The organism is Microcoleus sp. ARI1-B5 (assembly GCF_036705795.1).
In the GTDB taxonomy this organism is placed as follows: Bacteria; Cyanobacteriota; Cyanobacteriia; order Cyanobacteriales; family Microcoleaceae; genus Microcoleus.
Genome location: NZ_JAUBVK010000020.1, coordinates 18,385 through 29,793 on the forward strand (window position 1 = coordinate 18,385; position 11,409 = coordinate 29,793).

Annotated in this window: 4 protein-coding genes; all 4 read left to right on the forward strand. The window is 51.2% G+C overall.

Annotated features, from left to right (window positions below; genetic code table 11):
- The first annotated feature begins 67 nt into the window (after positions 1–67).
- The 4 genes from QUB63_RS24055 (at position 68) to QUB63_RS24070 (ending at position 11,075) form a co-directional block, all read left to right on the forward strand.
- On the forward strand, positions 68–3,163 hold the full coding sequence (locus QUB63_RS24055; RefSeq protein WP_332947849.1) for a methyl-accepting chemotaxis protein: 3,096 nt from the start codon (positions 68–70) through the stop codon (positions 3,161–3,163).
- 54 nt (positions 3,164–3,217) lie between these two features.
- Positions 3,218–4,111, forward strand: coding sequence for an HNH endonuclease (locus QUB63_RS24060; protein WP_332947850.1), 894 nt, complete (start codon positions 3,218–3,220; stop codon positions 4,109–4,111).
- A 51-nt stretch (positions 4,112–4,162) separates the two neighbouring features.
- A complete protein-coding gene (locus tag QUB63_RS24065) occupies positions 4,163–9,496 on the forward strand; it encodes a hybrid sensor histidine kinase/response regulator (RefSeq protein ID WP_332947851.1) in 5,334 nt (1,777 codons plus the stop codon).
- Positions 9,497–9,761: 265 nt separating this feature from the next.
- Positions 9,762–11,075 (forward strand): Rid family detoxifying hydrolase, encoded by a 1,314-nt coding sequence (locus QUB63_RS24070; protein WP_332947852.1) that lies wholly within the window; start codon positions 9,762–9,764, stop codon positions 11,073–11,075.
- The last annotated feature ends 334 nt before the right edge of the window (positions 11,076–11,409 follow it).

Genomic DNA, 11,409 nt, shown 5'->3' on the forward strand with positions numbered 1-11,409 from the left:
ATCTAAACATTCCAGATAAAAATCTAAAATCAAAAATCTAAAATCAAAAATCTAAAGAGGGCGGCAAATGGCAACAAGTACCAACTTTCAGCAGGACTACCAACGGGCAGAAGCGGCCTACATGGATGGCAACTATTCAGAAGCCGCAGCCCTAGTTTATCAATTAGTAGAAGATTTTCCCGAAGACCCGAGCGCTCGGCTGCTGTGCGGGCACATCTACTGCTACGGACTGCAACAGTACGAGGTGGCACGGGAACAGTACACGGTGGTGCTAGGCCTGAGTGACGACCAGAGTCTGGTCGAACACGCTCACAGCGGAATTACCTACACAGACCAATTTTTATCCGGAGAACTGCACACGGAAAATTTGGAGGCTTTGTCTGCTGAAACTGAATTGGAATTCTACCCAGACTTATCTCTGGATCAAGGGTTGGAAGACCCGGACTTGGGACTTTTCCAAGGGAATTCCCCATCCATGTCCTACGGGAGTCAATCTCGACAGGACATGGAAAACGAGGACTTGGCAGACTTGGGCATGAGCGGGTTGGAGTGGGAACCAGAAGACCGCAGTGGCGCGGGCTCTGTCGAAGATTTAACCTCGCATTCTAACCCCTTTGCTGGCGACAGCGGCGCGATGGCAGCTTATGCTGATGCGTCCGAGCCGCTAGACATGGACGAATTCGGCTCGGACTTGGGAGATCCTTTTGGCTTAGATGATGGAGGGTTTGATGCTGCTGACTTGTCAGACAGCAAAGTGTCTGCTTCAAGAGCACCTTATTCAGAAGATTTGTTTTCAGAAGCTCCGACTCAGGTACTCAACGGTCAAAGTTTTGCCGGCTCGTCCACCGGGAATTCCTTCGACTACAACCAACTCGACTCCCCCACCGGGCCGTCTGACAATTTTGGCGAACCTTTTGCGCCGCTCGATTTGCCAGACGAACTCGACATGAACGACGACTACGACTACCAAGCCCCGCCCCAGACGGGGCAAAGTCACGGTCAGAAGGCACCCGCGGCCCCAGAGGCAGACCCCTTTGCCGAGCCGATTTCCCCGTCGTCGGGTTTTGGGTCTTCTCGACCTCAAAACAAGCAGCCGGATGCTGGCTCGGACTACTCGTCCAACTATTCGCTGGCGGAAGATGAAACGCTGCTGATGGGAGGTGCTGTCCCCAATTCTCACTCGTCAAGGTCGAGCCGGGGACAATTTAATTCGGCCGATCGCTCAAACTCCAACAGCAACGGTTACGGCGACTCGAGACCGCCGGCATTTGGCTCGATCGACAGCTTTGAGTTAGACGCTTTTGATGACGACGCTTTCAGCGATTCTTTCTCTCTCGACGAAAACGAGCAAGCCACTGCTTTCGGGGCTGCCACTAAGAACAGCAGCGACTGGTCGTCAAGAACAGGGAACACTCAAGAACACAGCGGCTTTTTAGACGAATTTGACGAGTTTGACGATTTGGGCAATTTGCCGGACTTTGACATCTCAGAAGATGCCAGCAGTTCGATCCTGACTAGAGGTAATACCAATTTCGGCAACTCGACCAGCGGCATGATGGGCACGAGCGGCAGCGGCCTGGACTTTGATAACAGCGACGGCTCGGCAATTCGAGACGACGAGATCTTTAGCATTTCCGGCCCTGCTGATGCGTCGGTGCCGACTTTTGCTCCGACAGAAACAGAAGCGCTCGATACTTCGGTGACTGTGGAACAGGGGGGACTGGCTTTCTTGGAAAATGCCCCTCTGTTTACAAAACAGTTGTACACGGCAATCGGGGCCGGACTGGTTTCTCTGATAGCTGTAGCTTTCGTGACCAACATTGCTTCCTATCAAGCTCTGCGGCAAGACGAGCCGGAGGCGACGATCGTTTACCTGCGCAAAACAGGCTGGGCAATGACCGCCGCCGCTGGCTTGACGAGCTTTGTAACTTCTTGGGGCATCGGCCAGTTGATCGCCAAGCAGGTGCGCAAGTCCTCGGACAATTTGCAAGCTCAGTTCGATGCTGTATCTCAAGGAACTTTGGACGCTCGCGCTACGATTTACTCGGAAGATGAATTTGGCAAAATGGCTGCTAAATTCAACCACATGGCGAAGGTGATCCAAACTACGATTAGCGATACCAGGCGCAAGTCTGACGAACAGGAACAGGCAAAAGAAGATTTGCAGCGCCAAGTGATTCGCTTGCTAGATGACGTGGAAGGAGCGGCTCGGGGCGACTTGACGGTGACGGCGGAAGTTACGGCAGACGTTTTGGGCGCTGTGGCTGACTCGTTTAACTTGACAATTCAAAACCTGCGCGAAATTGTCCATCAGGTGAAGCAGGCGGCTCGGGAGGTCAGCAAAGGCGCTACGGATAGTGCCAAGTTTGCGGGCGATTTGTCTTCCGATGCGCTGCGGCAGGCTGAGGAACTGGCGGCGACGCTGAATTCGGTGCAAGTCCTCACCGATGCGATTCAACGGGTCGCAGAGAGCGCTAGAGAGGCGGAAGAAGTGGCCCGGGGCGCGGCGGCAACGGCTCTGAAAGGGGGCGAGGCTGTGGAGCGGACGGTGGCCGGGATTTTGGAAATTCGAGAAACGGTAGCAGAAACCACGAGAAAAGTCAAGCGGTTGGCGGAAGCTTCTCAAGAAATTTCTAAGATTGTGGCTCTTATTGCTACTATTGCCTCCCGGACGAATTTGTTGGCCCTCAACGCCAGTATCGAGGCGGCGAGAGCTGGGGAAGCGGGCAGGGGGTTTGCGATCGTGGCAGACGAGGTGCGACAATTGGCAGACCGATCGGCTAAGTCTTTGAAAGAAATTGAGCAGATCGTGATGCAAATTCAAAGCGAAACCGGCGCGGTAATGACGGCGATGGAAGAAGGGACGCAGCAGGTGATTGAGGGGACAAGATTGGCAGAACAGGCGAAGCGATCGCTTGAAGATATCATTCAAGTAACTAATCGAATTGACGTGTTAGTGCGATCGATTACTGCGGACACTGTAGAGCAAAACGAAACAGCTCGCGCCGTGGCCTCTGTGATGCAAGCTGTCGAGCTGACCGCTCAGGAAACATCGCAAGAAGCACAGCGAGTTTCCGGTGCTCTGCAAAATTTGGTAGGCGTTGCCCGCGACCTTTTGACATCGGTGGAAAGATTCCGAGTAGAAACAGCAGAAAGACAATAATTAATTGTCTAATGCTCTTTTTAGCGGCTGATTTACAAGCAGATTAGTGTGGCAATGATGGCAGACAAAAAGCAACCTCGCAGTCTTGAAAGCGCTGCGGGGATGCCAATCCAACACCTAAACAAAGTAGGAGTTGCACAGATGGACGATAACATATTAGAGGTAATTCCTGGCATCTTTGGCGAGGTTCAGCCGACGGGCTGTATTATCTCTACCCTAACCAAATCTAGCAGTGGCTATTCCAACAATAGACTTCGCATTAACGGTGAATGGAAAACATTTACCGTCCACCGCTTAGTATTAGAAAATAGCTTAGGTCGTCCGATTAGACCAGAATACTTTGCTTGCCATAGTTGCGATGTCCGAAACTGCATCAATCCTAACCATTTATGGGAAGGTTCTAGGCTGGAAAATTCTCAAGACAGGTTTAGAAAAGGACGAATTAAAGTAGGAAGTAAATCGGCTCCGAAACCTCAAAAAGAACTGCGAGGCAGAGAAATAATTCCCGGGATTCGGGCCCAAATACAGCCGAATGGCTGCATGATTTGCACCTTGGCTAAAAGAAGTGATGGTTACGCCATTAAGGGTACTAAAATTAATGGCAAAACAAAAAGTTTCTACGCTCACAGACTGGTACTGGAACACAAACTGGGAAGGCCTGTCAAACCCGGTTATTTTGCGTGTCACAGTTGCGACGATCGCGGTTGTGTCAATCCAGACCATTTGTGGGAAGGAACTCCCGCCGATAACTCCCGCGATGCTATAGAAAAAGACCGCTTTCCTTTCGTTCCATCTGTCAACCGCAAACTCAAACCCGAACAGGTGGGGGAGATTCGCTATCTTTTAGGTGAGGGGATATCGAAAGCAGAAATAGCTAGGACATTTGCAATATCTCGCAGTCAGATTATTCTGTTGGCAAGGGGACAGATTTACAGAGATATTCTCTAAGACTACTAAAATAGACCCAATACAATAACGATTAAAATCAGGAATAAAACTATGCTGCCGGAGCAACAACAGAGGATAATGGGCTACTTTATTGAGGAGGCAAAAGACCACCTCAATACGATCGAACAAGGCTTGCTGAACCTGCAAGCGACGATCGAAGACCCAGAACTGGTCAACGAAGTATTTAGGGCCGCTCACTCTGTCAAAGGAGGAGCCGCAATGCTGGGGCTGACGAGCATTCAGCAAACATCTCACCGACTAGAAGATAGTTTTAAAGTTTTAAAAGAGTGCAGCGTTAAAGTAGACCAACAGCTAGAGTCCCTGTTCCTGCGAATTTTTGACACTTTGCAAGGGCTGTTAGAGCAACTGTCGGGGCCTTTTGGGCTGACAGAGGAATTGGGAGAGCAGATGGTTCGAGAATTAGAACCGGTATTTGAAGAACTCAACGGGCACTTGGGGGGACTTGTCGGACACTGCGGAAACGATGCAGATGAGAGCAGCCCGCTGCCAGTACCCCAACAAGTTCTGGCCGCTGCTATGGGAGCAGGCGCGTTTAACTCGTCGAAGAGTTTTGCGGACTCGGGTTCAGTTTACGCGCAGTTAGATGCCACAGCAACAGAAGAAAGCGCGCTGCACCTAGTATTTGACTCGGATGTGCCGGCGAGGATGCGGGAAATGCTGCAAGAGTTCAAACAGCCTGAGGGGTCAGACAGCAGGCGGCAGCTCCGGAGCATTTGTCGGAACTTGAAACTGGCGGGGGAGGAATTAGAACTGCCCGAGTGGATAGAATTGATCGCCGTGGTAGAAAAGGCGATCGCCAACCCAGAAAATAACTACCGCACCTTAGCCCCGACGGTCATCAAAGACATCAAACAAGCGCAAGAACAGGTACTTTCAGGTCGCTCCGGGTCGATCGCGCCGAGCGCAAAACTTCTGGCGCTGCTGCCGGCGGTTGTGGTTGCGGAAACGGATTTTGAAGATTTGCTGGCATTCGCTCAACCGGGTAGCTTCGGGACAAATGTGGTTTCGGTTGAGGATGCGGCCTGGGATCTGGCTCTCGATCGCGATTCTCGGGCGGGGGAACAAATGCTGCCGACTATTTCTGGGCTGAGCATAGACGAGCTGTTCGAGCAACTCGACGGCGACTTGAGCGACGATGGCGCCGGGGGACGCGCGGCGCCGCTATCTCGCAGGGAATCGCCCCAGTTTGACAATTCCCCGGGGTTCGGAGAATCGGATCTGGAGACGGGTTCTTTTAGGATCTCGACCCGCACCGGCCCAGAAGTGGGCGCTGCAGAACTCAACAGTTTAGCTGACTTGTTTGACGGCGAGTCGCCGGATCTCGACGGCGCTTGGGAAGAAGAAGAAGATTTGGACGGCGCGCCCTCGAATAGGATGCCGGCGGGGGGACTGCTGGAGTCAGAGGATGATGACAATTCCGGCGATTTTACTGATTTGTTGTTTGACGAATACGGTGTGGAAAATTCGGAAACGAAGGCGCCGCATCCGATAGAAGACCTCACGAGTTTGTTTGGGGACGATTTGCTGTTTGTTCGCGAGCTTGATGGTTCGGGGGTGACGGCCGATCGGGAAAATGCGGGTTTGAGGCAGCCACCAAATCGCAAAAAGCTTGAAACAGGTAACAGGCGGGGTTTGGCTCCCGGAGACGGCACAAACGGCACAAACGGCCGGAGGCAAGCTGATGAAGATGCTTTGGGTACGCTTTTGGACGAAGTAGCGGCCCAAACTTCTGCTGTTGGTGCCGAAGATTCTGATTTGGATAACTTGTTCGGCGATTTAGGTTTATCTGATGGGGCTGCGGGTGTGCCGGCAGTCTCTTCGGAGTATGCTCTCCACAGAGACGCTTTCGACGCAGAATTGGACGATCCCGCAGGTGGTGGCAATGATTCAGGGGATGCCGAAAGGCAGACTCTAACCGAAATAGATGATTTCGAGTTGCTCTCTGAGCTTGGCGACGACTCGGATGTGAGCGAGCTGTTGAGCATTTCTTCTGGTTTCTTTTCTTCTGAAGGCGAAGGTGGGGAGAGCGGGGGCGATCGATTTTTAGCTGCTGGCAGCACACAAAACGAGGAAATTGGCAGCGTTTTTAACATGACATCAAATTCTGATTCTGGTTTAGATATTTCTGCGGATGGAAATTGGCTAGAAGATGCTTTTGGCCTGGAAGACGAGTCTGTGCAATCAGCCAACCTGGAGCTGGACGATACGGATTTAGATGCGCTGTTTGGGGAGATTACCTCGGGCCCGATTTCTGAGGATGAGGAGACTGTGCCGGATCGTCCGGCGGGTGCTACTTCCCGAGAGGCGGCGGATTTGGCTGAGCTGTTCGGTTCTGTACCTACGGGTACTGAGTATGACGGGGAAGCTTCGGGAGCAGTCCGTGGGGATTGGCTGAATTTAGATGGGGATTCTGAATTGGCGAGTGCGGGTGCTGCAGCGGATGAGGGCGACTTGGCGAGTTTGTTCTCGGGATCGGAGGAAACAGTCGCCTCCGAAGGCTTGGCAGATTTGGCAGCGGTAGAACTTGTGCCTCAGGACGATCGTCCTGATGCGGAAATTTCAAATTTCGAGTCAGATGAGGGCACTTTCGATTTGTTGGAGGATATGTTTGGCCAAGAGCCTCAACCGCAGGTGGATGCCGAAGCTGGTATGGATTTGCAGGAGTTGTCGGCCCCTGTTCCTGAGGGTTTGTTGGACTCGGAAGTTGCGGATTTGTTCGCTCGACCGAACCCAGATGCGGTTGGTTCGTCAAGCGACGAGGATGATTTGTTTGAGGCGCTGGAAACGGATTTTTCGGTTGGCGATTTAGAGGCGCTGTCGGCAGAATCTTTCGACGGTATGTTTGAGGGCGATGCTGATTTGCTGGCAGCTCTGGAAACCGGGGCGACTCTCAACACCGAAGAGTTGGAGGCTTTTGATGATTTGTTGGATTCGCTCGATGCTGGGCCTCTGGTGACTTCGGGACTGACGACGGGGTTTTACGACGCTGACGATCGATCGGCCTCGGTGGATTCCGCCGAAGAGTTGGAAGACGAGTCGCTGGCAGACTTTTTTGGCGGCGTTCAATCAGGTGGTGATGATGCCGAAGACAATTTTGACGATTTAGAAGCGCTGTTAATTGCAGGGGGTGCGGTCGCTGCCGCTGCCGCCTCTGGGGGAACAAATCCGAACCCGGTAACTACGGAAGTTTTCTCGGATCTCGAAGATCTGCTGAGCGAGACCGCAACTATGCCGGAAATTCCGGCACCGGCGACAACTGCCCGTAAAGCTCCACCGGCTGCTGCTTCCGAGAGCGACGACGAATTTGGCGATTTGGAAAAATTGCTGGAAGATTCAAAGGACGGGGGCGGCCGCTCACAGGGCGAAGCCAATATCGGGCAGTCGGCGGTGAACAGACCCAGGCGGAATCCCCGCGCGGGCGGGTTCGGCGACCAAACGATGCGGGTGCCGGTCAAGCAACTGGACAACCTCAGCAACTTGATGGGGGAACTGGTAGTCAACCGCAACAGTTTGGAGCAAGACCAAGAACGGATGCGGCAGTTTTTGGACAATTTGCTCCACCAGGTGACGCTGCTGAGCGATGTCAGCCAACGGACTCAGGATTTCTACGAGCGGAGTCTTTTGGAGATTGCTTTGCTGGCAAACCGCCAGGGACACCGATCGGCCTGGCGCACCGAAGACTCATCCCACAACCGGGAAAGTGCCTGGAGACCAGAAGAAATGGACAGGTTTACTCCTTTCCACAGTTTGGCTCAGGAGATTATCGAGCTGATCGTGCGGGTGCGGGAGTCGGCTGCGGACATTGAGTTTTTGGTGGATGAGGCGGATCAGGTGACTCGCCAACTGCGGCAAGTCACGACTCAACTGCAAGAAGGTTTGACTCGCGCCCGGATGAAGCCGTTTGCGGAGACGACGGACAGGCTGTTCCGGGCGGTGCGGGAAATTGGGATTAAGTGCGGGAAGCAGGCTCAGTTGCAGGTTGAGGGTAAGGATATTTTGATCGACAAGATGATTGTGGATCAGCTTTATGACCCGATGACTCACTTGGTGAACAATGCGATTACTCACGGGATCGAACCGCCGGAGGTGCGTCTGGCGGCCGGGAAGCCAGCAGTCGGCAGGATTACGATTCGGGCTTTCCACCAAGGGAACCAAACGGTGGTTTCGGTTTCTGACGACGGGGCCGGAATTGACCCGCAAAAGGTGAAGGCGAAGGCAATTAAGCAAGGTTTGCTGACGGCGGCTCAGGCTCAGAGGATGTCTCGCTCGGAAGTTTACAATTTGCTGTTTATGCCGGGTTTCAGCACTCAGGAACAGGCGACGGAGTACGCCGGCCGGGGGGTCGGTATGAACGTCGTGGAGACTTCCTTGCACGAAATTCGGGGGACTGTGGGGATTGATTCGACGATCGGCAAAGGCACTGTGTTTACCATCCGTTTGCCTCTGGTGTTGAGTATTTCTAAGGCTCTGACTTGCATTAGCGATCGAGCTCGGATTGCTTTCCCGATGGACGGGGTGGAGGACATGATCGATGTCCCGCGCGATCAGGTGACGACGGGGGCCGACGGTTTGCCCTGCATTGAGTGGCGGGGTTCGGTTTTGCCGTTCCGGCCGCTGCGGGATTTGTTGGGTTACAACCGCCATTTGGGCCGGGGCAGCGTTTACGGGTTTAATACTGACGATGACATGATTTCGGTGATCGTGCTGCGCTCTGCTGGGAATTTCTTGGCGGTGCAGGTGGATCAGGTTTCGACGGAACAGGAAATTGTGATCAAGCAGTTGGAAGGGCCTGTGCCTAAGCCGATCGGGATTGCGGGTGCTACGGTGCTCGGGGACGGCCGGATCGTGGCGATTGCGGACGTTCTGGAACTGATCGATTTGGCTACTGGCAGGCTGCGGAAGGAAGCTGGCGGTACGCTTTGGGATGAGAGCGATCGAGCTGCTGCTGAGGCGGAAACTGAGAAGACTGAGCCTACTGTACTGATTGTGGATGATTCGATTACGGTGCGATCGCTCTTGTCGATTACTTTTGAGAAGGCTGGCTACCGTGTGGAAGAAGCTCGCGACGGTAAGGAAGCTTGGGAAAAGATGAAGTCTGGGCTGCCTTGCGATATCGTTTTCTGCGATATTGAGATGCCGAGAATGGACGGTTTGGAACTGCTTTCTCGGATGCAGAAGGATGCGGTATTGTGCGAATTGCCGATCGCGATGCTAACTTCTCGCGGTGCTGACAGACACCGCCAAATGGCTTACAGTTTGGGCGCGAAAGGCTATTTCACTAAGCCTTATTTGGAGGAGCAATTGCTTGATGCTGCTTCTCGGATGTTGAAGGGTGAGGTTGTTGGTGCTCCGGTTGGTGTGTAATGTGTAAGTCTGCGTTTATCTGCGGTTGAAAAAGGGAATTTCTTAACCGCAGATAAGAATTGATAAACGCGGATTAACGCAGATAATCTCTAATTCATCTGCGTTAATCTGTGTAAATCTGCCTATATCTGCGGTTAAAAAAGGGAATTTGTTAACCGCAGATGAAAATGGATTGACGGGGATTAACGCAGATTTATATCGCGCTTTCGGTTTTGGTGATAGGCTGGGAAAGTGGGGTGTAGCGGAATGGCGATCGAGGTGATTTATGAAAGCTGAAGAACTTTTAGAAAGATACGCTAAAGGCGAACGAAAATTTCATTCAGCAGACCTTAGAGAAGAAAACCTCAAAGGTGCGGACTTGAGTGGAATAGACCTCTACGGTTCTAATCTATCTGGTGCAGACTTGAGTGAAGCAAATCTAACTCAAGTAAACTTTAATAGTGCCAATCTCATTAAAGCATCCCTGACAAATGCTAATTTGAGCAGTTTAGTAGGCGCTTCTTCAGCAAATTTGAGTTGGGCCGACCTGAGCGGTGCAGATTTGAGTTGGGCCAACTTTAGTAGTGCTACTTTAAATTATGCTAACTTAGACCGGGGAACTCTGACAGGAGCAAACTTTAATAACGCTAAATTGTTTGGTGTCAATTTAGACGAAGCAAATCTGAGTAGTGCAAGTTTAGATAGTGCTGACATACGAGTAGCTTCTTTGCATAAAGCGAACCTAAGTAAAGCGAATTTGAATAAGGCTGATTTGACTGAGGCATACTTAGTGGAAGCTGACTTAACTCTGGCAAATTTGAATGAGGCGATATTGACATCAGCTAAACTTCAAAAAGCTAAATTCCAGAAAGCTAATCTGCATAAAGTGAATCTGTCAAGAATGAATTTGACTAATGCCAATTTAGAACAAGCAAAACTGGACAGTACAAATCTAAAATATGCTTGTCTGCAAGGTGCAAATCTAGAAAGAGCCAATCTACGATCTTCTAATTTGACCGGAGTTAATCTGATAGAAGCAAACTTAAAAAGGGTAGACTTTAGTTGGTGTGATTGTTATGGCTGGAATATCGAAAAGGCCGACTTAACTGGTGCTATAATGCCCGATGGAGAACTCTACCAGTCCGAAACCTCTGAGCGAGAAATCTACCAGCCAGAAACTTCGGAAAAATTATCCCAAACAGTAACATCTATGACGCGCAAAATTATTCGTACTGACAAAGCACCGGCACCCGTGGGCCCTTACAATCAAGCGATCGCCGCTACGGGCACTATGCTGTTTGTAGCTGGTCAAATTGCGATCGACACTAGACTAAACGATATCGTCTACACCGACGACGTGGCAAAGCAAACCGAACAAGTCATGGCAAATCTCGAAGCGATTCTCACAGAAGCCGGCGCTACTTGGTTGGATGTGGTAAAAACTACGGTTTTTCTTAAAGATATGAATGATTTTGCCGCTGTGAATGCGGTTTATGGGAAATATTTTGATGAGAAAACTGCACCGGCACGCGCTTGTGTGGAGGTTTCGCGTTTGCCGAAAGATGTGTTAGTTGAGATTGACTGTATTGCTGTGATTTGATTTCATCTTCTTTGAGAAACCAGGCTTTTTCAATAAGTCTGGTTTCTGGATATTTTGTTTTTTTTAATATTTAGGAGTGATTTAACCGCAGAGGGCGCAGAGGGCGCAGAGGAAGAGGGGAGAGAGATGAATAATTTGAAAGTTTATTTATAGCAACCGCCGAGGGTAAAGTGCGCGACTGTATTAACTTCTACAGCCGATCGCACTTTTGTCGATCTGTCGCTGTCGCGCACTCTACTCCCAAATCAATCTGAAACAATCAGATTTAATCTCAATTAGCAATTAGCAATTACTAATTACCAGTTACCAATTAGCAATTAGCAATTACTCTACA